This window comes from Sphingomonas sp. 37zxx (genome assembly GCF_000786205.1).
In the GTDB taxonomy this organism is placed as follows: Bacteria; Pseudomonadota; Alphaproteobacteria; order Sphingomonadales; family Sphingomonadaceae; genus Sphingomonas.
Genome location: NZ_JROH01000005.1, coordinates 96,403 through 118,600, shown reverse-complemented (window position 1 = coordinate 118,600; position 22,198 = coordinate 96,403). Strand labels below are relative to the sequence as shown.

At 64.7% G+C, this 22,198-nt stretch carries 18 protein-coding genes; 12 read left to right on the top strand and 6 right to left on the bottom strand.

The window, feature by feature from the left end; translation table 11 throughout:
- Nucleotides 1-4 precede the first annotated feature (4 nt).
- Nucleotides 5-1,288, bottom strand: a complete 1,284-nt coding sequence (locus QU44_RS03545; protein ID WP_033920115.1) for a ferredoxin:protochlorophyllide reductase (ATP-dependent) subunit N — start codon at nt 1,286-1,288, stop codon at nt 5-7.
- Nucleotides 1,285-1,788, bottom strand: a complete 504-nt coding sequence (bchF, locus tag QU44_RS03540; RefSeq protein WP_033920114.1) for a 2-vinyl bacteriochlorophyllide hydratase — start codon at nt 1,786-1,788, stop codon at nt 1,285-1,287. The genes QU44_RS03545 and bchF overlap by 4 nt, the downstream gene beginning before the upstream one ends.
- Nucleotides 1,789-2,089: 301 nt before the next feature.
- Between bchF and QU44_RS03535 the strand changes: the two genes are divergently transcribed.
- From QU44_RS03535 to QU44_RS18620, 7 genes are all read left to right on the top strand, one after another.
- Nucleotides 2,090-2,902 carry a cobalamin B12-binding domain-containing protein gene (locus QU44_RS03535; protein WP_156140905.1) on the top strand — a complete coding sequence of 271 codons (813 nt, stop codon included), beginning with the start codon at nt 2,090-2,092 and terminating at the stop codon, nt 2,900-2,902.
- Nucleotides 2,903-2,943: 41 nt separating this feature from the next.
- The gene (ppsR, locus tag QU44_RS03530; RefSeq protein ID WP_033920112.1) at nt 2,944-4,377 is read left to right on the top strand and encodes a transcriptional regulator PpsR; all 1,434 of its coding nucleotides are present in this window, start codon (nt 2,944-2,946) and stop codon (nt 4,375-4,377) included.
- Nucleotides 4,378-4,461: 84 nt separating this feature from the next.
- On the top strand, nt 4,462-5,370 hold the full coding sequence (gene chlG, locus QU44_RS03525) for a chlorophyll synthase ChlG (protein WP_033920111.1): 909 nt from the start codon (nt 4,462-4,464) through the stop codon (nt 5,368-5,370).
- On the top strand, nt 5,358-6,695 hold the full coding sequence (locus tag QU44_RS03520; protein WP_033920110.1) for a BCD family MFS transporter: 1,338 nt from the start codon (nt 5,358-5,360) through the stop codon (nt 6,693-6,695). The genes chlG and QU44_RS03520 overlap by 13 nt, the downstream gene beginning before the upstream one ends.
- Nucleotides 6,692-7,876: a geranylgeranyl diphosphate reductase gene (locus QU44_RS03515; RefSeq protein WP_033920109.1), complete on the top strand. Its 1,185-nt coding sequence runs from the start codon at nt 6,692-6,694 to the stop codon at nt 7,874-7,876. Before QU44_RS03520 ends, QU44_RS03515 begins: the two co-directional genes overlap by 4 nt.
- Nucleotides 7,873-8,364: a TspO/MBR family protein gene (locus tag QU44_RS03510; protein ID WP_231621598.1), complete on the top strand. Its 492-nt coding sequence runs from the start codon at nt 7,873-7,875 to the stop codon at nt 8,362-8,364. The genes QU44_RS03515 and QU44_RS03510 overlap by 4 nt, the downstream gene beginning before the upstream one ends.
- A complete protein-coding gene (locus tag QU44_RS18620; RefSeq protein WP_231621597.1) occupies nt 8,301-8,603 on the top strand; it encodes a hypothetical protein in 303 nt (100 codons plus the stop codon). Before QU44_RS03510 ends, QU44_RS18620 begins: the two co-directional genes overlap by 64 nt.
- 84 nt (nt 8,604-8,687) lie before the next feature.
- On the opposite strand, the gene QU44_RS03500 is transcribed toward QU44_RS18620, so the two are convergent.
- A complete protein-coding gene (locus QU44_RS03500; RefSeq protein WP_033920188.1) occupies nt 8,688-9,200 on the bottom strand; it encodes a c-type cytochrome in 513 nt (170 codons plus the stop codon).
- Between the two features lie 316 nt (nt 9,201-9,516).
- Between QU44_RS03500 and QU44_RS03495 the strand changes: the two genes are divergently transcribed.
- Nucleotides 9,517-10,434, top strand: coding sequence for a GGDEF domain-containing protein (locus tag QU44_RS03495; protein ID WP_197054234.1), 918 nt, complete (start codon nt 9,517-9,519; stop codon nt 10,432-10,434).
- On the opposite strand, the gene QU44_RS03490 is transcribed toward QU44_RS03495, so the two are convergent.
- A complete protein-coding gene (locus tag QU44_RS03490) occupies nt 10,404-11,015 on the bottom strand; it encodes a DUF1989 domain-containing protein (RefSeq protein WP_033920107.1) in 612 nt (203 codons plus the stop codon). The two genes, QU44_RS03495 and QU44_RS03490, sit on opposite strands and share 31 nt — an antisense overlap.
- Nucleotides 11,012-11,701 (bottom strand): guanitoxin biosynthesis heme-dependent pre-guanitoxin N-hydroxylase GntA, encoded by a 690-nt coding sequence (gene gntA, locus QU44_RS03485; RefSeq protein WP_033920106.1) that lies wholly within the window; start codon nt 11,699-11,701, stop codon nt 11,012-11,014. The genes QU44_RS03490 and gntA overlap by 4 nt, the downstream gene beginning before the upstream one ends.
- Nucleotides 11,702-11,838: 137 nt before the next feature.
- Here gntA and QU44_RS03480 point away from each other — a divergent pair, with 137 nt between their 5' ends.
- Both QU44_RS03480 and QU44_RS03475 read left to right on the top strand, forming a co-directional pair.
- On the top strand, nt 11,839-12,291 hold the full coding sequence (locus QU44_RS03480) for a MarR family winged helix-turn-helix transcriptional regulator (RefSeq protein ID WP_033920105.1): 453 nt from the start codon (nt 11,839-11,841) through the stop codon (nt 12,289-12,291).
- Between the two features lie 77 nt (nt 12,292-12,368).
- Nucleotides 12,369-14,465, top strand: coding sequence for a malate synthase G (locus tag QU44_RS03475; RefSeq protein ID WP_033920104.1), 2,097 nt, complete (start codon nt 12,369-12,371; stop codon nt 14,463-14,465).
- Here the strand turns inward: QU44_RS03475 and QU44_RS03470 are convergent, their stop codons facing one another.
- The gene (locus QU44_RS03470) at nt 14,466-15,482 is read right to left on the bottom strand and encodes a YihY/virulence factor BrkB family protein (protein WP_052134292.1); all 1,017 of its coding nucleotides are present in this window, start codon (nt 15,480-15,482) and stop codon (nt 14,466-14,468) included.
- Nucleotides 15,483-15,796: 314 nt separating this feature from the next.
- Between QU44_RS03470 and QU44_RS03465 the strand changes: the two genes are divergently transcribed.
- Nucleotides 15,797-17,932, top strand: a complete 2,136-nt coding sequence (locus tag QU44_RS03465; RefSeq protein ID WP_231621596.1) for an autotransporter assembly complex protein TamA — start codon at nt 15,797-15,799, stop codon at nt 17,930-17,932.
- Nucleotides 17,932-22,140, top strand: coding sequence for a translocation/assembly module TamB domain-containing protein (locus tag QU44_RS03460; RefSeq protein WP_033920102.1), 4,209 nt, complete (start codon nt 17,932-17,934; stop codon nt 22,138-22,140). The genes QU44_RS03465 and QU44_RS03460 overlap by 1 nt, the downstream gene beginning before the upstream one ends.
- Nucleotides 22,141-22,198 lie beyond the last annotated feature (58 nt).

Sequence of the window (22,198 nt, the reverse complement as noted above, 5' to 3'; positions counted from 1 at the left end):
CGCTCTACACCCGCAACACGTCGCGCCGCCGCAGCGGGCGCGCGAACAATTCGGCAAGGTCGCCGGCCTGGTCGAAGCCGTGGATCGGCGAGAAGACGAGCTCGATCGCCCATTTGGTCGTCAGCCCTTCGGCTTCGAGCGGGTTGGCCAGGCCCAGGCCGCAGACGGTGAGATCGGGGCGCTCGGCACGCACGCGATCGAGCTGGCGATCGACATCCTGCCCTTCGCTGACCAACGTGCCCGGCGGCAGCAATGCGAGTTCGCCCGCCAGATGCGCGCGGTGGAGATAGGGGGTGCCGACCTCGACCGGGATCATGCCCAGCTCGTTCGACAGGAAGCGCGCGAGCGGCACTTCGAGCTGCGAATCGGGCAGGAAGAAGATGCGCTTGCCGCTGAGCTTCTCGCGGCAATGTTCGATCGCGCGCTTGGCACGTTCGCGGGCGGGCGCAACCACCCGGCGGAAGTGCATTTCATCGATGCCAAAGGCTTGCGCGGCGGCGTGGACCCAGGCGGTAGTGCCCTCTGCGCCGAAGGGGAAGATCGAGTCGATGCGAGTCGCGCCGCGCTGTTCGAGCGCCAGTGCGGTGGCTCCCAGAAAGGGCTGTGCCAGCAGGAAGCGGGTGTTCGGCCCGACCGGTGGCATCGCATTGGCTTTGCGCGCGGGCAGGCAATGGACCGGGCCGATGCCGAGTTCGGCGAACAGCCGCAGGAATTGATCCTCAACGATGTCGGGCAATGCGCCGACGATCATCAGCGCTGGAGGAGCACTGGCGGGTTCGGCCGCAAGCTCGGGAACCAGCGCGGCGAGGCACGCATCCTCGCCCTCGGTAAAGGTCGTTTCGATGCCGCTGCCCGAATAGCTTAGGATGCGGACATTGGGGGTGTGCTTGGCCGTCAGCCGCTGGGCGGCGCGCGAGAGGTCGAGCTTGATGACTTCGCTGGGGCACGAGCCGACCAGGAACAGCATCTTGATGTCGGGACGGCGCACCAGCAGGCGATCGACGACTCGGTCGAGCTCTTCATTGGCGTCGGCAAGACCCGCCAGGTCGCGTTCTTCGATGATGGCGGTGCCGAAGCGCGGCTCGGCGAAGATCATCACCCCGGCGGCCGATTGCAGCAGATGCGCGCAGGTGCGCGATCCGACGACCAGGAAGAAAGCATCCTGCACCTTGCGATGCAGCCAGACGATGCCGGTCAGGCCGCAAAATACCTCGCGCTGGCCGCGTTCGCGCAGCACCGGCGGGCAATCGATCGCCGATCCGGCGGGCAGGGGAAGCGCCGGGCTCATGCCGCGACCATTACGGGCTGCTCAAGCCGGGCGACGCGGAGCTTCCACAGGAACTGACCGGCGTTGATGACATAGGCGAGATACCCCGCCAGCGCGACCGCCATCTGTTGTTCAAGCGTGCCGATGCCGGCGAACAGCATCGCCAGATAGGCGGTGTGCAGCGCCAGCACGACCATGCTGAACATGTCTTCCCACCAGAAGCCTTCGGCGAACAGCCATTTGCCGAACACCATTTTTTCCCAGATCGAGCCGGTGATCATGATGGTGTAGAGTGCAATCGTCTTGACCACGATCGAAGCCGTCGCAGCACCCGCGCCCTCGCCAGTGGCGAAGTAGCGCAGCACCAGCGCGAGGCTGACCAGGAAGATCAGGAACTGCACCGGGGCGAGCAGCCCCTGCACCAAGGTCCAAGGGCTGGAGTCGCGGCGGGCGCGCTGCTCGGGCGTATAGAGCGCCGGGCTGCGCCGTTCCTGTCCGGCCGATCCTGCGCGCTGTACCATTACCGCCTCACCTCATCATTCGCTGGTTGCATGATGAGCTTGACGCAAAAGAGTGTCAAACAGAATTGACGTCCAATTATTTTTACAAGTGTTGCGCCGCAGCACGTTTGGCGGGTTGTGATGTGCGGGCAACAGGCATAGCATCGGGGATGTCGACGGACCCAAAAGTGGGACGTCGGTAGCATCGTATATGCTTCGATGGGGACAGGAGACCACGCGGATGGCATCGACTTATCCTTCCAACCAGGCCAATCCAGCCATGGTTCATCGGGAGCGCGGCGGGCAGCGATTGATGTCGGGCATGCGACGTCCTCCGCAATATTTGCATCAGCGCGCTGACCCGGTGGCGCTATCGGCGCTGATCGAATGCGAAGTGATTCCCCGACTGATGGGCGCGCGCCATCGCAGCGCCGGGCAAGCGATTCCGGTAGAAATGCCGGTCATCTCCCCCGACGAGGTTGAGGCCTTCACGCCATTGACGCTGCAGGTCGAGGCCGATGAATTATTGGCGCTGGTGGAAACGATGCTGGCACGCGGCCTGACGGCGGAGGCGCTGCTGCTCGATCTGCTTGCCCCGGCGGCGCGGACGCTGGGCGAATATTGGAAAGACGATCGCTGCGATTTCGTTGATGTGACGATGGGGCTGTGGCGGTTGCAGGAAGTGGTGCATGAACTTGCCGCGCGCGTGCCTTCGGCCGGGCGCCGCTCGAACGACGTGCGCCGTGCGCTGTTTGCGGTGGTGCCCGGCGACCAACATAGTTTCGGCCCGCTGGTGATCGAACAGGTCTTTTCCCGCGCCGGATGGGACACCGACCGGCTGATTGAGAGCACCGCGGCGATGTTGTGTGAACGGCTGTCGAGCAGCTGGTTTGATATTGCCGGATTGACCGGGGGCAGCGAGTGCCATATCGGCGCTCTGCCATCGGTTATTCTCGCGATGCGCAGTGTCTCGCGCAATCCGCATCTTCGGGTGCTGGTCGGGGGGGCGGCATTTCTCGAGAATCCGGCGCTTGTCGACGATGTCGGTGCCGATGGAACCGCGCCCGACGCGCGGGCAGCCTTGGAAGTTGCCGATGCAATGGTGCAAGCCGTTGCGTCGGTCTTCGGGGGCTGAAGGCCATTTTCCTCTTATATCCGGAGCGTTGCGGATCGTCGATGACCAGGCATCCCGCCCCTGCCGGCCCTAGCGGCTTTTCGCAGCCGGATCACTATCCGGGGCTGCTCGATTCGAATGCAGCGGCGCAGATGCTGGCGGCTGCCGGCGATGTTTCGCTGGTGCTCGACAGCGCGGGGACCATCCTTGACATTGCGGTAGCCGAGCGTGACCTGGTGGTGCTGGGCTTTGGCACCTGGGCGGGCCGCGACTGGCGCGATACCGTGACTCGCGACAGCCTTCCCAAGATCGACGAAATGCTGGCGGATGCGATCGCTGGGCGACCGGCGCGGTGGCGTCAGGTGAACCAGACGACCGACAATGGCGAAGTGCCGGTGCGCTATCTGGCGATGGCATTGGGCAAGGATGGCCGTGTCGTCGCGATCGGGCGCGACATGCGCGCGCAGGCAGCGACTCAGCAGCGACTGATCCAGGCGCAGCAATCGCTCGAACGCGATTATATCCGGCTGCGCCAGGTCGAGGCGCGATACCGGCTGTTGTTCGACATGGGGCGCGAGGCGGTGCTGGTCATCGACGCCGCGACTCGCCGCATCCGCGAAGCCAATGTCGCCGCGCATCGACTGGTCGATGCCAAGCCCGGCGCACTGGTCGACCAGCCGGCGACGATGTTGGTCGAGGCCGCTGATCGTGAGCGATTGGTTGCCTATCTCGGGGCGGCAGCCGTTGCCGTGACCCCGCCGACCGAGGTATTGATGCTGCGCAAGGGTATCGGGGAGGGGAGGTTCGTGGCGACGCTATTTCGCCAGGAGCGAGCCGCCCTGCTGCTGCTGAGGATCGAACCGACTGCTGTCGGGGCGCAAGTTTCCGACGAATCGTTGCCGTTGCGCGATGTCGTCGATGCGTTGCCCGATGCGTTCGTGCTGGCCGATGCCGATATGCGGGTGCTGACCGCCAATGCGTCGTTCCTGGAGCTGGCCGAATTGCCGGTGCTCGATCGAATGACGGGGGGGGCACTTGGCGAGTGGCTCGGGCGTCCTGGTATCGACCTTGAAGTGATCGAAACCCAGTTGCGCGAGCATGGCACCGTCCGCAATGTCGCAACGATCATGCGCGGCAGTTCAGGCGGCGAGGAAGAAGTCGAGCTTTCGGGGGTCGCGGTTCCCGGAACCGATGGGTCGATGCATTTCGGCTTCACCATCCGCACGCTGGCGCGTCGGGTGGTCGACACCGCCCAGCCGGGACGCGAAGTACCGCGTTCGGTCGAGCAGTTGACCGAGCTGGTTGGCCGCATGTCGCTTAAGGAAATCGTGCGCGAGAGCACCGACCTGATCGAACGATTGTGCATCGAGGCGGCGCTGGCGCACACATCGGATAATCGCGCTTCGGCGGCGGAGATTCTGGGGGTCAGTCGCCAGAGCCTCTATTCCAAGCTGCATCGCCACGGCCTGGGCAGTTTGACGAGCGAACCGCAATAGCTTCTGCGCTGACACGGTCTTACTTGACAGCTAATAGTGTCAATTTCATTTGACGCTTTCGGTTGGCGGGCATAGCCTCATGCCATGGCCGAAACTTCGACTCATTCGCGTGGTGCTCCCATTCCGGCGGCGCGCGATGTGTTCGAACTGCTCAAGCCGATCACCTGGTTTCCGCCGATCTGGGCCTTTGTCTGCGGGGTTGTTTCCTCGGGCGTGCCGCTGGGTGATCGCTGGCCGTTTCTGATTGCCGGCATTCTGCTGACCGGGCCGCTGGTGTGCGGCACCAGCCAGGCGGTGAATGACTGGTTCGATCGGCATGTCGATGCGATCAACCAGCCCGAACGGCCGATCCCGTCGGGGCGGATCGCCGGGCAATGGGGATTGGCGATCGCGCTGATCGGCAGCGCGGTGTCTGCGCTGGTGGCATGGGTCACCGGCCCCTGGGTATTTGTCGCGACCTTGGTAGGGTTGGCGCTTGCCTGGGCGTATAGCGCACCGCCGCTGCGGCTGAAGGTCAACGCGATCCTGGGGCCGGGCGCTGTGGCGCTGAGCTATGAGGGGCTGACCTGGTTCACCGGGGCTGCGGTGATGGCGGGGACGCTGCCCGATGCGCCGGTGCTGGTGATCCTGCTGCTGTATAGCATCGGCGCGCACGGCATCATGACACTCAATGATTTCAAAGCGGTGGAGGGCGATCTTGCCACCGGGGTCCGTTCGCTGCCGGCGATGCTGGGTATCGGACGCGCGGCCAGGGTGGCGTGCCTGACGATGTTGCTGCCGCAACTGGCGGTGGTCGCGCTGCTGCTCCGCTGGGAGCATGCGATCGTCGCCGGCGTGGTGGCGTTGCTGGTGATCGGGCAGGTCGGGGCGATGGCGCGGCTGCTGCGCGATCCAAAAGCGATGACCCCTTGGTTCGCCGCGACCGGCGTGTCGATGTACGTGCTCGGCATGCTCGCCGCCGCGTTCGGGCAGGGGGGCGTATGGGGATTATAGGCAAACCGCTTGGCTGGGGCGGCATCGTTCGCCTGGGGCTGGTGCAAAGCGCGATCGGCGCGATGGTGATGCTGGCGACGTCGCTGCTCAACCGGGTGATGGTCGTCGAATATGCGCTGCCCGCAGCGTTGCCGGCGGGACTGGTTGCCTTTCACTATGCGGTACAGCTTTCGCGGCCGTTGTGGGGGCATGGCTCCGATCGCGGCAATCGGCGAACGCCTTGGATCGTCGGCGGCATGGGCGCGCTGGCGCTGGGGGTAGTGCTGGCGGTCGATTCGCTGGCGTTGCTCGCGCAGGGCGGGGTGGGCGGCTATGCGATGGCGATCCTGGCCTTTGCGATGATCGGCGGCGGCGTGGGAGCAGCAGGCACGTCGTTGCTCGCACTGCTGGCGACGCGGGTCGCGGCCGAGCGGCGACCGGCGGCGGCGGCGATCACCTGGATCATGATGGTCGCAGGGATCATCGTCAGCGCCGGCGTGGCGGGCGCGTTGCTCGATCCCTATTCCTTGCCCCGGCTGGCGATGATCGTCAGCGGTATTGCGCTGGTGGCGTTTGTGATCGCGCTGGTGGCGGTACGCGGCATCGAGCCGGCCAGGACCGCGATGGAGGCGGCTACGTCGCCACTCATGCGGATCGAACCGGAGTCGTTCGGCGTAGCGATCGCTGCGATGCTGGCCGATCGCGATGCGCGGCGGTTTACGCTGTTCGTCTTCGCCTCGATGCTCGCTTATTCGATGCAGGACATGATCCTCGAGCCGTTTGCGGGACTGGTATTTGCTTACTCCCCTGGTGAATCGACCAGCCTGGCGGGCATTCAGCATGGCGGCGTATTGGCGGGGATGATCGCGGTCGGGGTCGGCGGCAGTGCTTTTGGCGGGCGTAGCGCGATGGGATTGCGCCGCTGGATCGTCGGCGGATGCGCCGGATCTGCGCTGGCGCTGGCAGGGTTGGCGATGGCGGCGCAGGCAGGACCGGGTTGGCCACTGGCGCTGAATGTGGCGCTGCTGGGTATGGCCAATGGCGTGTTCGCGGTCGCGGCGATCGGCACGATGATGGCGCTGGCAGGGGCCGCCGGCGATGGCCGCGCGGGCATGCGGATGGGCGTATGGGGCGCATCGCAAGCCATCGCCTTCGGCCTGGGCGGATTGATCGGCGCGGTCGGCGTCGATTGGGGGCGCGCCGCGACCCGTGATGACGCTGCGGCATTCGCATTGGTCTTTGCGGGCGAGGCGGCGCTGTTTGTCGTTGCCGCCGCATTGGCGATCGGCGCGACGGCGCGTTCCACCACGATACAGCATCTCGAACTGGCGGAGTTGGCACGATGAAGACGGCGTATGATTACGACGTGGTGGTGGTCGGCGGCGGCCCATCGGGCGCAACCGCCGCCACAGACCTGGCACGATTGGGCAGGCGCGTGATGCTGCTCGACCGGGGCGGGCGGATCAAGCCGTGCGGTGGTGCAATCCCGCCGCGCGCGATCGAGGATTTCGCGATCCCCGACCATTTGCTGGTCGGCAAGGCGCGGACGGCGCGGATGGTCGCGCCTTCGGGCAAGATCGTCGACATGCCGGTCGGCGACGGTTTCGTCGGGCTGGTCGATCGTGAGACATTCGATGAATGGCTGCGCGCACGGGCAGCGCTGGCGGGTGCCGATCGGCGGACGGGGACGTTCGAGACGATCGAGCGTGCCGAAGATGGCGCGGCGGTGGTGGTCTATCGCGAAAGCCGAAACGGGCAGCTGCAGCGGGTGCGGGCGGCTAGTGTGATTGGGGCCGACGGGGCGCGATCGGGTGTGGCGCAGGCGACGCTGAAGGGCGAGCGAACGCCGTGCGTGTTCGCCTATCACGAGATCGTCAAGTCGCCCCCTGCGGGCGACCCGAGCTTCGATCGCAGCCGCTGTGACGTGATCTATCAGGGGCATTTGTCGCCCGATTTCTATGCCTGGGTGTTCCCGCATGGCGAGACCGCCAGCATCGGTGTGGGCAGCGCGAACAAGGGATTCCCCTTGCGCGACGCGGTCGCCCGGTTGCGCGCCGACAGCGGTCTTGCCGAGTGTGAGACCATTCGCTGCGAAGGCGCGCCGATTCCGCTCAAGCCGCTCAAGCGATGGGATAATGGCCGCGACGTCCTTGTTTCGGGTGATGCGGCGGGCGTGGTCGCGCCTGCATCGGGCGAGGGAATTTATTACGCGATGGCATGCGGCCGCTTCGCCGCCGACGCGATCGATGCGTTTTTGACCACCGGCAAGGCAAGCGCGCTGAAACAGGCGCGCAAACGCTTCATGCGCGAACATGGCAAGGTGTTCTGGATCCTGGGGATCATGCAGTATTTCTGGTATCGCAACGACAAACGGCGCGAGCGCTTCGTGAAGATGTGCGAGGATCCCGACGTCCAGAAACTGACGTGGCAGGCCTATATGCACAAGCGCCTGGTGCGATCCGATCCGATGGCGCACGTCCGTATTTTCTTCAAGGATATGCGCCACTTGCTGGAGTCCGCGACATGACTACCCTTAATCGCGCAGGTATGTTCCCGGTGGCGATCGCCGCCGTCGCTGCAACGTTCGTCGCCGTCGTCGGCGCGACGATGACCGATCTGGGGCCATGGTATCGCACGCTGGCAAAGCCCGGCTGGGCGCCGCCCGACGCGATGTACGGGATCGCTTGGACATTGGTGTTCGCCACCACGGCGCTGGGCAGCGTCACCGCGTGGCGCGCGATCACCGATCGCGCTGCCGGCGATTGGCTGATCGGGCTGTTCGCGTTCAACGGATTCCTGAATATCCTGTGGAGCTTGTTGTTCTTCCGCCTCCAGCGACCCGACTGGGCCGCGATCGAAGTGGTGGTGCTCGGGGTTTCGGTGTTCGTGCTGACGCTCTTTGCCTGGCGGCATTCGCGCGCGGCGGGGATGTTGCTGTTGCCGTATCTGGGTTGGGTGGTGTTGGCTGGCGCGCTGAACTGGGAAATCGTCCGGCTGAACGGGCCGTTCGCCTGAACGCCTTTTTCGCCAGCGGCCATGCGGTCGACGTCGTGCTGGCGGTGCTGGCGCTCGAATTCGGCTGGCTGGTCTGGCGCGGCGGATGGGGGGTGGCCGATGCCGCCTTCCGGCTGTTGCCAGGCGCGCTGATGCTGCTGGCGACGCGGGGGGCGTTGACCGGCGCTGCCTGGCCCTGGGTCGCGCTGCCGCTGCTGGCATCGTTTCCGGTGCATCTGCTTGATTTGCGGCGCAGGTAGCCGGGCCGATCGAATGAGCTGATGCACGGCAAGTACAAAAAGCCGCCCCGGTCGCTCGGGGCGGCTTTCAGCAATGGTGCTGACTTACTTCAGCTCACCGAGATACGCGATGACATTGGCGCGCTTCTGTTCGTCGGGAATGCCGGCGAACGCCATCTTGGTGCCGGGCACCACGCGCTGCGGATTTTCCAGATACTGGAACAGCTTTTCGGGGGTCCAGGTGATGCCGCTATTTTTGTTGGCGGGGGTGTAGCTGTAGCCAGCGACCGTGCCGGCGGCGCGTCCGACGATGCCGGCAAGCGATGGCCCGATCTTGTTCACGCCGGCTTCGACCGCATGGCAGGCTTGGCACTGCAGGAACACGGTCTTGCCGCTGGCGGCGTCGCCGGTGAAGCTTGCGAAGGTCGCGCCGGTTACCGTCGCAGTATCGTCGGCTGCGGGCGCAGCCGCTTTGGGGGCTGGTGCTGCCGCCGGTGCAGCAGCGGTCGTAGTGTTGGCCGGGGCTGCCGCTTTTTCCTCTGATCCGCCGCCCGAGCATGCGGCTAGCGTCAGGGCAGTCGTCGCGACGCCCAACGATAACCAACCTGTGCGCTTCATCGATCCAAAGTTCATTCGCCTGCTCCTATACAGTGTAAATGGTACGCTTCTTTTGTACCCTACATCGTCACGCAATAACCCGCCGATCGAAAAACAGTGCCGTCTCCGGATTTCGCCCTTTCATTTCTATCATGCAGGCGTTTAACCGCAAGACGTACATGCATCGATCGTTGCGCGATTTATGGTCGGGCGTGCTTGCATGGCAACGCAGTCGTAAGTTTTGCGGTCTTATGTTGCACTGCATCCATCATGGAGCTACCAACTTGCTTCTCAACAAGGTTAACGAACATTGAGTAGCATGCTGGCGCAACCGGTAATGATCGTGGATCGTGCACCTGACGAGGGGGCCTTGCTCGCGCGTGCCACCCGCCTTGCCGGGATCGGCGCGTGGCGGTGCGATCTTGCCGACGACCGTCTGGCGTGGACCGAAGGGGTCTATGGCCTGTTCGGGGTTGCCTGCGATGTATCGCTCGATCGACGCGAGGTTGTCACCTGGTTCGACGAGGAGTCGCGGGACATTCTGGAGCGTCTTAGGTGCGATGCCATCGCCCGGCGCGGTAATTTCAATATGGATGCGCGAATTATCCGGCCCGATGGCGAAACCCGCTGGATCAGGATCCGTGCGGAATATGGCCATATTCCAGGCGGGGCGGGTGAGCTATATGGTCTGAAACAGGATATTACCGAGGAACGCACACGCTGGGAGGCGTTGCGACGCCTTGCCGACTGCGATGCACTTACTGGCCTGGCCAGTCGCGGCACGTTTCAGCGGGACTTTCTCGATCGCGATTCCGTTGCGGGCTCGTTGGTGCTGTTGGACATCGACGGGTTCAAACCAACCAATGATCGGTTCGGCCACGCCGCTGGCGACGCTTGTCTGGTCGCGGTGGCGCATCGCCTGCGCGCCGCCTTCGCAGATGCAAAGATGGTTGCGCGGATCGGCGGCGATGAATTCGCCGTCGTCGCGCGCGGTGCGCCCGAAGCGGTCGCGAAGCGAGTGAAGAGCGCATTGTGCGATTTATCGTTGCCGGTCAGCTGGGGCAGTGGGCTGCTGGCGCTGAGCGCGTCCGCCGGCATGGCGTCGTGTCGAGACCATGAGCGCATGAGCGCCGAAGCGTTATTCGTTGCCGCCGATACCGCATTATATGCGGCGAAGCGGGCAGGCCGAAATCGCCTGATGATCTCGCCTTCGGCCATGAGCAGTCAATTCTCGAAAGGGCGTTCGATCCGATAATGGATCGGCTTGAAGCTGCCGCCGTTCGAATCCTTGGCCGAACAGGCGGTCAGGCCGACGATCAGGTCGATCTCGGCGCGAAAGCTGATGTGGTCGCCGGCTTTGCTGAGCGGCGGCAGCACTTGCAGCTTGCCGGTTTCGCCGTCGACCGGGACATTCATGAAGCAATTGAACGCACTGGGTATCTGGTCGGGCGTCACGCCATAAGGTTCGAGCGCAGCGGCGAGGTTGCCGAAGCATCCGCGATGCGGCGGCTCGTTCTCATAGCATAGGCGGAACGTGTCGTAAGAGCATGGCGTCAAAAGGAAATCATGGCGCCCGACGCTATCGTCGACGATCGTCAGCATGACGTTCGATCGGTTGGAAAACAACCGGTCGCCGGTGGTGAGATAGATGCGTTCGGCATAGTCGAAGGTGCGACCCGACGAGATGACTTCGCCCAGATCGTCGGCGCTGAACGCCAGCAGGTCGGATACCTGCTGCCCCTTCGGGTCGATCACCACTAGCAGCTCGCCCTTGGCCAGGCGCAAGGCGGTGCCGCTGCGTTCGGGAATCTCGATCGTTTCGCTAATCTCGCTCATTTCGGGGCGTCTCCGCGATATTCGAAGGGCGGGGTCCAGCCATCGTCGACGACTCGGCCCGAATATTGCCGGGCTTCGCTGGTTTCACCGTGGCGCGACAACATCGGGTTGCGGCTGCCGGCAAGCGCTTCGTCGCGGACCATGATCTTTTCGCGCATCTTTTCATACTGGCCGTCGGCGCGAAGCTGTTCGAACTGATCGTGCAGGTTGAACACCATCGTGGGCCGCCCGAACCGGCGAGCGGGACGGCTCGCCTGCGGATGGAGGCCGACGATGAAAAAGGCCTCGCCCCCGAAACTGAGCGAGAAATGCGGGTTGCTGGGGTCGTGGCTCACGCGCCGGTCATATTCCTGACCGCGCCAGACGTCCTTGTCCGACAGCGACTGTACCCGGCGCCACAATGCCGCTTCGAACGCGGGTTCGTCGAGGTCGCCGGGACCGTCGAACACCACCGCGAAGCTGCGATACAGCCCCGGATCGGCGCGATAGGCGGTGGCAAATCGCAACAATTCGTCATGGATACGCACATCGTCCCACGCGCTGTCGATCGTATTGCAGGCAAGCACCTGCAAGGTTCCCTTGGCCATTGCCGCCTTGGCGCCGACGCATGGGAACGCCCGATCCTCAACATGGGCGAAGAGCATTTGTTCGAGCGCATCCTGCGCTTCGTGTTTCCAGCTAAACATAGGTTGGGATCGCGTCGCATCTGTAACGGTGGGGACAGGCAATACGAACGGAGCGCATTCCTGTTCCCAAGCCAATGGTATTGCGCGATTTTGGTTGGCGGCGTGACGGCGGGGAAAAGGCGCGGTAGCATCGCGGCATGAACCGGCTCCATCTCGACAGTTTCCTACCCTATCGCCTTTCGATCGCGTCGAACCGCGTGTCGGGGGTGGTGGCGATCACGTACCAGGCGATGTTCGGCCTTCGCATCCCCGAATGGCGGCTGATCGCGGTGCTGGCAGAGGGCGATGGGGCGACTCAGCAGGCTTTGGGGGTGGCTACCCGGATGGATAAGGTGACGGTCAGTCGCGCGGCGATTGCGCTGGCCGAGCGGGGGCTGGTCGATCGGCTGCCCAATCCGGGCGACCAGCGATCGCATATCCTGTCGCTGTCAACGGCGGGGCGGGCGCTGTATGAACAAGTCGCGCCCAAGGCGATCGAGATGGAGGCACGGTTGTTCGAGGGGTTTGACGCCGGAGAACGCAAGCTGTTGCGATCGATGCTTGAGCGATTGGAAGCGGCTGCGGCGACACTGGAGCATGAACAGGGTTGATTGCGCGCGCCGGGCGTGCTGAACGGGTTGCGCCTCCCCGGGTATGTGCCGAGCAATGCCATAGCCAGGAGTATGCCATGCCCACCACCGAACGCGCCGGCCTGACCATCGCGACTTCGCTTGCGCGTTTCATCGAGGAATCGGTGCTGCCGGGCCTTGGCATCGATGCGCCGAGCTATTGGCAGGGCGTGGCGGTGATCTTTGCGCAATTCGGGCCGCGCAACCGGGCGTTACTGGCGGTGCGCGACGATCTTCAGGCGCAGCTTGATGGCTGGCACGACCGGCATCGCGGCGAAGCGATCGACCCGCTCGCCTATCAGGCGTTCCTGCGCGCGATCGGCTATCTGGTCGATGTGCCGGCACCCTTCACCATCGGCACGACGAAGGTCGATCCTGAGATTTCGGTGCTGGCCGGGCCGCAACTGGTGGTGCCGGTGCTCAATGCCCGCTTCGTATTGAATGCCGCCAATGCGCGCTGGGGCAGCCTGTATGACGCGCTGTATGGCACTGATGCACTACCGGGGGTGCCGACACCGGGCGGGTATGACGCGAATCGCGGCGCGCAGGTGATCGAGCGTGCGCGGGCGTTTCTGGATCAGGCGGTACCGCTGCGCAGCGGGAGTTGGCGCGATTTCACCAGCGGGCATCTCGATCTGGCCGATCCGCAGCAATTTATCGGCCACCATGGCGCGAACCTGCTGTTTCGCCATCATGGCCTGCATATCGAAGTGGTGATCGACCACGACCACCCGATCGGCGCGACCGACAAGGCGGGGATCGCCGATGTGCTGCTCGAATCGGCGCTGACGACGATCGTCGATCTGGAGGATTCGGTCGCGGCGGTCGATGCCGAGGACAAGGTGGCGGCCTATACCAACTGGCTCGGGCTGATGCGCGGCGATCTGGAGGAGAGCTTCGTCAAGCAGGGTAAGACGCTCACCCGAACGCTGAACCCCGATCGCAGCTATGCGCTTGCCGATGGCCGCGACCTGTCGCTGCCGGGCAGGGCGGTGTTGTTCGTCCGCAACGTCGGCCATCTGATGACGACGCCCGCGGTGCTGCTGCCAGGGGGCGACGAAGCGCCCGAGGGCATTTTGGATGCGATCGTCACCAGCACGATCGCCCTGTACGATCTTCGCGCGCTGGGCCGGTATCGCAACAGCCGCACCGGATCGGTCTATATCGTCAAGCCCAAGATGCACGGGCCGGCCGAATGCGCCTTCACCAACGATCTGTTCGACGCGGTGGAGGATCTGCTCGGCATCGATCGCCACACGATCAAGGTGGGGGTGATGGACGAGGAACGCCGCACTTCGGCCAATCTTGCCGCCTGCATCCACGCGGTGCGCGACCGGATCGTGTTCATCAACACCGGCTTCCTCGATCGCACCGGCGACGAAATCCACACCGCGATGCGCGCCGGGCCGATGGTGCCCAAGGGCGAGATGAAGGGTGCTGCATGGATCAAGGCGTATGAGGATCGCAACGTCCTGATCGGGCTGGCGACCGGGCTGGCCGGGCGCGCGCAGATCGGCAAAGGGATGTGGGCCGCGCCCGACCGGATGGCCGACATGCTCGACCAAAAGATCGCGCATCCGATGACCGGCGCGAACACCGCCTGGGTGCCGTCGCCGACCGCCGCGACGCTGCACGCGCTGCATTATCATCAGGTCGATGTGGCGGCGCGGCGCGAGGCGCGTGCTGCCGAGCCGATCCCGCCGCTTGGCGACCTGCTGACGATCCCGCTGGCGATCGGGCGCAACTGGACGCCGCAGGAAGTGGCGCGCGAGCTCGACAATAATGCCCAGGGGATTCTTGGCTATGTCGTGCGCTGGGTCGATCAGGGGGTGGGCTGTTCCAAGGTGCCCGATATCGACGATGTCGGGCTGATGGAGGACCGCGCCACGTTGCGGATCAGTTCGCAATTGCTCGCCAATTGGCTGGCGCACGGCATCGCGACCGAGGCGGAGGTCGACGCCGCGCTCAAACGGATGGCCGCCAAGGTCGATGGCCAGAATGTCGGCGATCCGCTGTACCGGGCAATGGCGGGGCGCGAGGACCAGTCGCTCGCCTATCAGGCCGCGCGCGCACTGGTGTTTGAAGGCGTGGCGCAGCCGAATGGCTATACCGAGCCGCTGCTGCATCGTTTCCGCCAGCAGGCGAAGGCGCGCTGATCAATATTGGTCGCGGCGCGGCTTCACCTGGCGTTTGCTGGGCAAGGTATCGGCCATCCGCGCCCCGCGCTGTCCCTGTGGGCGCGGGTCGCCGGTGGTCGAATCGACGCCGGTCTGGCGCTCGGCCTCGGCATTGATTTCGGCACCGATCAGCACCGCATAGCTCGACACGAACAGCCACATCAGCAGCACCACCACCGCGCCCAACGCGCCATAGGTGGCGTTGTAATTGGCGAAATTGGCGGCGTAGATGCCAAAGCCGAAGGTGGCGGCCAGCCACAGGATGGTGGCGGCGAGCGATCCCACCGACAGCCATTGCCAACGCGCGCGGGCGCGATCGGGGCCGTAGCGATAGACACAGGCAAAAGCGGTGGTCGCGATCAGCGTCGCGATCAGCCAGGTCAGCGCCTGGATGACCACGACGCCCGCCGGGCCGAGCAGATCGGTGAGGAAGCGCAAATAGCCAAGCGCGCCGGCTGACAACAAGCCGACGATCGCCGCGATGACCGCGCCGATGGTGAGCAGGGCGGATAAGAGGGTGGTCTTGAAGAAGTTTCGCCCTTCTTCCTCCTCATACACCACGTTGAGCGCCTGAATGATCGCGCTCGACGCGCGCATCGCGCCGTAGATGGATAGGGTGAGCGCGATCGCCAGCGCTAGTCCGGCGGTTTCGGCGGCGGTGCTGACGACCGAGATCAACTGGTCTGAAATCAGCTTGGCGGCTTCGGCGGGCATCAATTCGAACAGCGTCTGCATATGCGCGGTGACGGTGACCGGATCGGCCACCAGGCCATAGGTCATTACCACCGCACCCAAGAGCGGGACGAACGACAGAAACGCATAGAAGGCGACCCCCGCCGCCATCAGCGACAGGTTATGATAGCCCATCATCGTGTAAACGCGGAACAGGATCGATCGCCATGCCGGCCAGGGGTGATGCCAGGGGTGATGTGAATCGAAACCGGGGATGCCCGCTGGGTTGGTAGTCGATTGGTCGGTGGTCGCCGCGTCGTTCATCTTGCCCCTCTTATCGTCGGCTGGATAACGCTGCCGACGCCCCGAGGATGCACAGCGCCCGCCAACGGACACGCTTTGCACCTGACAAGGTTGCGCAAAAACTGCATGAGGCGCGGGAGCCTAATGCCCGATCGGGCGTTTGCGGGGTTCTGGGGATGAGCGCGTCGCGTTCGCAAGCGCCCCGCATAAGTAGCGGGGACGCAGTGGGGACGAGCAGCGCTTTGAGGTATCGTAAGTCATTTGGCCCCGTGGCGCGGGGTGTTTCGCAAGTTGCCCTGGCATCGTGTTTCTTGTGCGTGCCAGCCGCTGCAACGGTGCAAACAGCGCCTGCAGCCGATGTCCCTGCCCAGACGCTGCCGAGCATCGCCGGTGCCCCCCAGATCGAGAATCCGATCATTCCCGAGGCCGAGTTTGAAGCGGCGCTGCCGTCGCTATCGGACGATCTCGACGCGCCGCTTGAACCTATGGAACGTTTTGAAGCGCCGGTGGCTCCCGCCGCTGCGGCACCCGATGCTACTGCGCCAGTACCCGGCCAGACCGTCGCCGATCCCGGCACCATCGCGCCGCAGCCCTTGTCCGCCGAAGCGATGCTCGCGCAACCACTGCCGCCGATCGCCACGTTTGAGGTGAACCCGCCGATCGAAGTCGCGGCGCAGGACGATACCGATCCGGTCGAAATCCGTTACATCACCGTCGTCGACGGACTGAAGCAGGTTGGCCTGGCCGATGCGTTCAAGACGTTGTCGGCATTGCAGGAGGGCAAAGGCAAGGCTGCCAATGCAACGCAGGTGGCTGCCCGAGCGCGCGAGGATGAGCAACTGGCGCTGCGGCTGTTGCGCTCGATCGGCCATTATGATGCGTCGGTCGTGTCGGCGATCGAGCAGAACCCAGCCAATTCGGGCAATTTGCGCGCGGTGCTGACCGCTACCGCCGGGCCGGTCTACAAGATCGGATCGATCGACGTGAAGGCCGAGGAGACCGTGCCAGCCGGCCTGATCCTGCGCGAATTGCCGCTGAAGATAGGCGAAACGATCGATGCCGCGCGGGTGCAGGGGGCCGAGGCCAATGTCGCGCTCAAGCTGCCGCAACAGGGCTATCCCTTTGCCGAAGTGGGGCAGCGCGACATCTTGCTCGACGAGCGCGTCTTTACCGGAGCCTATACACTGCCGGTGACCACCGGGCCGCGATCGTCGTTCGGCACGATCACGACCCAGGGCGACCAGGTGTTCGAGGTCGATCACCTCGAAGTGCTTACCCGTTTTGATCCGGGTGAACTGTATGACAGCCGCAAGGTCGACGATCTGCGCGATGCGCTGATCGCCACCAGCCTGTTTTCGACGGTGTCGGTCGAGCCGCAGCGCACCGGCACGCCCGGTCCCGATGGCACCGAGCAGGTCAATCTGCTGGTGCGGCAGAATGCGGGGCCTGCACGAACGCTTGCGGGCGAAGTCGGTTATGGCACCGGGCAGGGCATTCGCGCCGAGGGCAGTTGGACCCATCGCAACCTGTTCCCGCCCGAAGGCGCGCTGATTGGCAACATCATCGCGGGCACGCAGGAGCAGGGGCTGGGGGTGACGTTTCGCCGATCGAATGCCGGCAGGCGTGATCGCACCGTGTTGCTGAATGCCAGTGCCAACCGGTCGGATTACGAGGCGTTCGAAGCTTTCACCGGCACGCTTTCGGGGCGGATCAGCTATGATTCGACGCCGATCTGGCAAAAGCGGATCACCTATTATTATGGCCTCGAACTGATCGCCACCAACGAAGACGTTTTCGATTTCGATCTGAACGACCGGGTGCGCCGGACCTATGGCATCGTGGCGGCTCCGTTGTTCATCGGCTGGGATAGATCGGACGATCTGCTGAACCCGACCAGGGGCTTTCGCCTGAAGCTGAACGTCAGCCCCGAGGCGTCGGTGCAGGGCAGCGCGCGGCCCTATGGCCGGTTCATGCTCGAAGGCACCGCCTATTTCCCGGTCACCGACAGCATCGTCATCGCCGGTCGTGCGCGCGGCGGGGCGATTGCGGGCATTTCGCGCGACGATCTGGCCCCGTCGCGGCGCTATTATGCCGGCGGTGGCGGATCGGTGCGCGGCTTTGGCTTCCAGGAATTGGGACCGCGCACGATCGAGCCCAATCCCGATTTCGACCCCGAGAATGAAGATAGCTCGCCAACGGTGTTCCGCGCGATCGGCGGTCGCAGCATGAACGAGTTCGCGCTTGAGGCGCGCTATCGCTTCGGCAATTTCGGCATCGTGCCGTTCATCGATGCTGGGCAGGTGTATGACAGCACCTTGCCCAAAGGATCGGACTTGCGCTTCGGCGCGGGGATCGGCGGGCGGTTCTATACCAATTTCGGCCCGATGCGGCTCGATGTCGCAACCCCGATCGCGCGCCGCGAAGGTGAATCGCTGATCGCGGTCTATATCTCGATCGGGCAGGCGTTTTGATGACCGACACCATCGCCCAGGATCAGCCCGAAGCGCCACGCGACGAGCAACCCGGTGGTGCGCCGATGTGGCAGCGCGTGCTGAAGTGGATCGGCATTGCCGTTATCGGCGTCGCATTACTGCTTGGCCTGGTGGTGGCCGGGCTGAATACCGCGCCGGGGCGGCGGTTCGTGGCCAATCAGATCAACGGCTATACCCTGGCTTCGGGGCTCAACGTACAGGTCGGGCGGATCGAGGGATCGCTTTACGGCGCGATGGTGTTGCGCGACGTTCGGCTGCGCGATCAGCGCGGGGTGTTCGCTACCTCGCCGCGGTTTGCGGTCGACTGGCGTCCCTTTGCCTTTGCGTCGAACCATGTCGACATTCGATCGCTCACCAGCCCGCTGGTGCGGATCGCGCGGATGCCCGAATTGAAGGAAACGCCGAGCGACCCCGACGCGCCGCTGCTGCCCGATCTCAACATCGACGTGAACCGGCTGGCGATCGCCCGGATCGAGCTTGCGCCCGCAGTGACGGGCAAGCGCCACATCGCGCAGATCGATGGCGAAGTGCATATCGCCGATCGCCGCGCACAGCTTAGCGCCAAGGCGGTGACGCTGCGTGCCCCCGGTATTGCCGGCGGCGATAGGCTGGTGCTGGCGCTGGATGCGGTGCCCGATGACGACCGGTTCGACGTCGACCTGAAGCTGAATGCCCCGGCGGACGGGCTGATCGGCAGCATGGCGGCACTTCGCGCGCCATTGGCGATTTCGATCGATGGGCAGGGGACATGGGCGCGCTGGACCGGGCGGCTGGCGGGAACGCTTGGCGGGCAAAGCCTGGCCAATATCGCTGTCACTGCGCGCGATGGTTTTTTCCAGGTGCGCGGGCGTGCCCAGCCAGGGCTGTATCTGGAAGGGCCGGTCGAGCGGCTGATGGCATCGGGGCTGCAAATCGCGCTCGATGCGCGGCTGCTCGAAAACCGCCGCCTCGATACCCAGCTTCGCCTGCGATCGGATGCACTGGCGGTGGCGACCAAAGGGCTGCTCGATCTTGGCCGAAGCCGTTTCGAGGGCTTTCGCGCCGAGGCGCAATTGCTGACGCCGGGCGCGATCGCCGACAATCTCAACGGTAATGCCGTGCGCGCGCAAGTGGCGCTCGACGGGGCGTTCGCGACGCCGACGGTGGATTACAAGCTGCAGGCGGCAGCGATCGGCTTTGGCGAAACGGTGGTCGAGCGGCTTTATGCCGAGGGTCGCGCGACGGTGAATGCCGATCGCATCCTGGTGCCGGTAAATGCCCGTGCCGCCCGCATTGCGGGGCTGAACGCAGCCATTGGCGGGCTGGTCACCAATGTCGCGATCAATGGCGATCTGGCCTATTCGGGGCAGCAATTGCTGTCGGACAATCTGCGTATCCGCTCCGACCGGATCGACGCGACGGCGGTGATCGTCGCCGACCTTGGCACCGGACGCTATACCGGCGCGCTGAAGGGGCGGGTGAATGATTATGAACTGGCCTCGATCGGTATCCTGGATCTTAGCACCGATGCCGATCTGGTTGCCACCGCTGGCGGATACGGCATCCGTGGCCGCGTCGTCGCGCAGACGACCCGGCTGTTCAACGACGGGGTTCGCAGCTTTCTGGGCGGCAATGCGACCACTGCGGCCAATGTCGCGCTGGGGCCGGATGGGATCGTCCGCTTCGACAATCTGCGCCTGAACGCGCCGCAATTCCGTATCACGCGGGGGGCGGGGCGATATGATTTTGCCGGGCCGCTGCTGGTCAATGCCGATGCGATATCGACCCAATATGGCCCGATCGCCGCGCGCGTCAGCGGCACCGTCGCCGCGCCCGTCGTGCTGCTGCGGGCGCCGCGCCCCGGGGTTGGCGTCGGCTTGAGCGATCTGGTCGCGAATATTCGCGGGCAGGGCGATGCTTATGCGGTAAAGGCAACCGGCGATACCGATTATGGCCCGTTCAACGCCAATGTCCTGCTGCGGACCGGGCCGCGCCTGACCGCCGACATTCGCGATACGGTGTTTGCGGGCATGAACATCGATGGCCGGATCGCTGCCACCGATGCAGGGCCGTTCACCGGCGCGCTCAACTTCTCCGGCTCGGGCGTGAACGGCATCGCTAGACTGGGCGCGCAGGGGAGCTATCAAAGCGCAACCGTTAGCGCGCGGGCGAACAATGCGCGGATTCCCGGCGATGCCGGCCTCACCATCGGTCGCGCGATCATCGACGGGTCGGTGGTGCTGTATGACGATGCCCCAGCCATGGTGTTCGACGCGCAGGTGGCGAATTTCCGCCAGGGCGATTTCGTCATTACCCAGGCGCGCGCGCGCGGTGATTATCGCGGCGGCAACGGCACCGTCACGGCGCTGGCGCGCGGATCGTCGGGCGTGCCGTTCGAGATCGCGGCCAATGCACGGCTAGGCCGCGGCCAATATCTGGTGGCGCTGAAGGGGCAGGGCAACGGCATCGGTTTCCGCACGGTGCAGCCGGCGCGGATCGTGCCGGCGGATGGCGGTTATCGCCTGTTCCCGACGCGGATCGACTTCGACAATGGATCGGCCCGGATCGCGGGCACCTATGGCAATGGCATGTCGGTGCAGGGACGGCTCGACAAGCTGGACCTGGCGATTGCTAACGCCTTTGTCCCCGGCCTGGGGCTGGGCGGATCGGCAAGCGGCAGTTTCGAGGCGACGCAGGCCGCGGGCGCGGCCTTCCCGACCGGCAACGCCCGGATCGAGGTCGATAATTTCACGCGATCGAGCTTGGCGACGGTATCGGCTCCGGTCGATATTCAGGCGATCGGTACGCTGGGATCGGGGCGAAGCGACCTTCGCGCCATTGTCCAGCGGGGCGGTGCGACGATCGGGCGGGTCGTGGCGGGGTTCACTCCCGGCAGCGGCGGCTATGCCCAGGCACTGCTGACCGGCGGCATCCGCTATAACGGCCCGTCGGACGTGCTGTTTTCCCTGACGGGTATTGCTGACCAGCGCCTGTCGGGTCCGGTGGGCATCGCCGCCGATTTCTCGGGCACCGTTGGCGCGCCGCGCATTGCGGGTGTCGTTCGGGCGAACAGCCTGCGGTACGAGAATGAAACCTATGGCACGCGGCTGACGGCGATGCGGATCAACGGGCGGTTCAACAACGACCGTTTCGAGCTGACCGAATTGCAGGCGACAGCGGGCGAAGGCACCGTGACTGCGCAAGGCTATGTCGGGTTGGCGGCGAATAGCGGCTTCCCGATCGACGTTCGCGCCAGGCTGAACAATGCGCGGCTGGCGCGCAGCGATGCGCTGGGTGCCACCGCGACCGGCAATATCCGGCTGACCAATGGCACCGATGGCGGGCTGATCCAGGGCGACATCGTGATCCCCGAGGCACGCTATCAGGTGATCCGCCAGGGCGCGGCAGAAGTCGCCGAACTTACCGGCATCCGGCGGCGCGGCGATGTCGTGAAGGTCGCGACCTCGGATGGTGCAGTCAGCGGCCCGCCAGGGCTGTTCCGCCTGGCGATCAATGTCCGCGCCGACAACCGGCTGTTCGTATCGGGGATGGGGCTGGAGTCCGAATGGGAGGCTGATCTGCGGGTCGGCGGAACCTCGGCCAATCCGCGCATCACCGGGACGATCGAGGTTGTGCGGGGAACCTATTCCTTCTCGGGCAAGCGGTTCGACCTGACGCGCGGGGTGATCAGCTATGAGGGCAATGACCTGACCAATCCCAATGTCGCGATTTCGGCAAGCACCACCACCGAAGGCGTGACGGCGATCATCAACGTCACCGGCACCGCGCAACAACCGCGGGTGGCGTTCAGCTCGACCCCGGCGCTGGCGCAGGATGAGGTGCTATCGCGGATATTGTTCGGCAGTTCGGTGACGAACCTATCGGCGGTGCAGGCGATCCAATTGGCATCGGCGCTTAATTCTTTGCGCGGATCGGGCGGCGGGCTGAACCCGCTGGGTGAGTTGCGCCAGGCGGGCGGCATCGATCGCCTGCGGATCGTCGGCGGGGATGAGGCAACCGGGCGCGGCACGGCGCTGTCGGCTGGGCAATATCTGACCGACGACATTTATGTCGAGATTATTACCGACGCGCGTGGCTTCACCGCCACCCAGCTCGAAGTGGCGCTGACCAAAACGTTGAGCGTGTTGTCGCAGACCGGATCGTTCGGCGGATCGAACGTCAATCTTCGCTATTCGCGCGATTATTGATCCTTTGGGGATCGCAAAGGCGGGCTATGTCCCGCCTTTCGTTCATCGCCTGAATCGA

What these genes read in the sequence shown, in the direction of transcription:
- QU44_RS03545 (WP_033920115.1), bottom strand. Translation starts at nt 1,288, where the DNA reads ATGAGCCCGGCGCTTCCCCTGCCCGCCGGATCGGCGATCGATTGCCCG.
- QU44_RS03470 (WP_052134292.1), bottom strand. Translation starts at nt 15,482, where the DNA reads ATGAACGACGCGGCGACCACCGACCAATCGACTACCAACCCAGCGGGC.
- QU44_RS03490 (WP_033920107.1), bottom strand. Translation starts at nt 11,015, where the DNA reads ATGAGCGAGATTAGCGAAACGATCGAGATTCCCGAACGCAGCGGCACC.
- chlG (WP_033920111.1), top strand. Translation starts at nt 4,462, where the DNA reads ATGGCCGAAACTTCGACTCATTCGCGTGGTGCTCCCATTCCGGCGGCG.
- gntA (WP_033920106.1), bottom strand. Translation starts at nt 11,701, where the DNA reads ATGTTTAGCTGGAAACACGAAGCGCAGGATGCGCTCGAACAAATGCTC.
- QU44_RS03500 (WP_033920188.1), bottom strand. Translation starts at nt 9,200, where the DNA reads ATGAAGCGCACAGGTTGGTTATCGTTGGGCGTCGCGACGACTGCCCTG.
- QU44_RS03460 (WP_033920102.1), top strand. Translation starts at nt 17,932, where the DNA reads ATGACCGACACCATCGCCCAGGATCAGCCCGAAGCGCCACGCGACGAG.
- bchF (WP_033920114.1), bottom strand. Translation starts at nt 1,788, where the DNA reads ATGGTACAGCGCGCAGGATCGGCCGGACAGGAACGGCGCAGCCCGGCG.
- ppsR (WP_033920112.1), top strand. Translation starts at nt 2,944, where the DNA reads ATGACCAGGCATCCCGCCCCTGCCGGCCCTAGCGGCTTTTCGCAGCCG.
- QU44_RS03515 (WP_033920109.1), top strand. Translation starts at nt 6,692, where the DNA reads ATGAAGACGGCGTATGATTACGACGTGGTGGTGGTCGGCGGCGGCCCA.
- QU44_RS03535 (WP_156140905.1), top strand. Translation starts at nt 2,090, where the DNA reads ATGCGACGTCCTCCGCAATATTTGCATCAGCGCGCTGACCCGGTGGCG.
- QU44_RS03520 (WP_033920110.1), top strand. Translation starts at nt 5,358, where the DNA reads ATGGGGATTATAGGCAAACCGCTTGGCTGGGGCGGCATCGTTCGCCTG.
- QU44_RS03475 (WP_033920104.1), top strand. Translation starts at nt 12,369, where the DNA reads ATGCCCACCACCGAACGCGCCGGCCTGACCATCGCGACTTCGCTTGCG.
- QU44_RS03495 (WP_197054234.1), top strand. Translation starts at nt 9,517, where the DNA reads ATGATCGTGGATCGTGCACCTGACGAGGGGGCCTTGCTCGCGCGTGCC.
- QU44_RS03480 (WP_033920105.1), top strand. Translation starts at nt 11,839, where the DNA reads ATGAACCGGCTCCATCTCGACAGTTTCCTACCCTATCGCCTTTCGATC.
- QU44_RS03510 (WP_231621598.1), top strand. Translation starts at nt 7,873, where the DNA reads ATGACTACCCTTAATCGCGCAGGTATGTTCCCGGTGGCGATCGCCGCC.